The following is a 1,055-nucleotide window of genomic DNA, read 5'->3' on the forward strand; positions in this document are numbered from 1 at the left end:
GCGCCGGAAGAGCCGGCAGATCCAGGTCGGGTCCGTGGCGGTGGGTGGTGACGCCCCGGTCTCGGTGCAGTCGATGACGACGACGCGGACGTCCGATGTGGGTGCCACGTTGCAGCAGATCGCGGAGTTGACGGCGTCGGGCTGTCAGATCGTGCGGGTGGCGTGTCCGACGCAGGACGATGCCGATGCGCTGGCCACGATCGCCCGGAAGTCGCAGATCCCGGTGATCGCCGACATTCACTTCCAGCCCAAGTACGTCTTCGCGGCGATCGAGGCGGGCTGTGCTGCCGTTCGTGTGAATCCGGGCAACATCAAGAAGTTCGATGACCAGGTCAGGGAGATCGCCCGGGCGGCGAAGGAGCACGGTACGCCGATCCGTATCGGTGTCAACGCGGGTTCTCTGGACCGGCGGTTGCTGCAGAAGTACGGCAGGGCCACTCCGGAGGCGCTGGTGGAGAGCGCGTTGTGGGAGGCGTCCCTGTTCGAGGAGCACGATTTCCGGGACATCAAGATCTCGGTGAAGCACAACGATCCGGTCGTGATGGTCGAGGCGTACCGGCAGCTCGCGGAGCGGTGTGACTATCCCCTGCACCTGGGGGTGACGGAGGCCGGTCCGGCGTTCCAGGGCACGATCAAGTCCGCGGTGGCGTTCGGTGCCCTGCTCTCCCGGGGGATCGGCGACACCATCCGGGTGTCGTTGTCCGCCCCGCCTGCCGAGGAGGTCAAGGTCGGTATCCAGATCCTGGAGTCGCTGAACCTCAGGCAGCGTGGGCTGGAGATCGTGTCGTGTCCGTCGTGCGGGCGTGCCCAGGTCGATGTCTACAAGCTTGCCGAGGAGGTCACGGCGGGTCTGGAGGGTATGGAGGTTCCGTTGCGCGTCGCGGTCATGGGGTGTGTCGTCAACGGTCCGGGTGAGGCGCGTGAGGCCGACCTGGGTGTGGCCTCCGGCAACGGCAAGGGGCAGATCTTCGTCAAGGGCGAGGTCGTCAAGACCGTCCCCGAGTCGAAGATCGTCGAGACCCTCATCGAGGAGGCGATGAAGATCGCCGCGCAGA

1 protein-coding gene is annotated in these 1,055 nt (G+C 66.2%); it reads left to right on the forward strand.

Features of this window, described 5'->3' with window-relative positions:
• A partial coding sequence (ispG, locus tag I3F54_RS31870) for a flavodoxin-dependent (E)-4-hydroxy-3-methylbut-2-enyl-diphosphate synthase (protein WP_240122406.1) occupies positions 1-1,055 on the forward strand: 1,055 nt, incomplete at both ends.

This window comes from Streptomyces sp. MUM 2J, from assembly GCF_022414535.1.
In the GTDB taxonomy this organism is placed as follows: domain Bacteria; phylum Actinomycetota; class Actinomycetes; order Streptomycetales; family Streptomycetaceae; genus Streptomyces.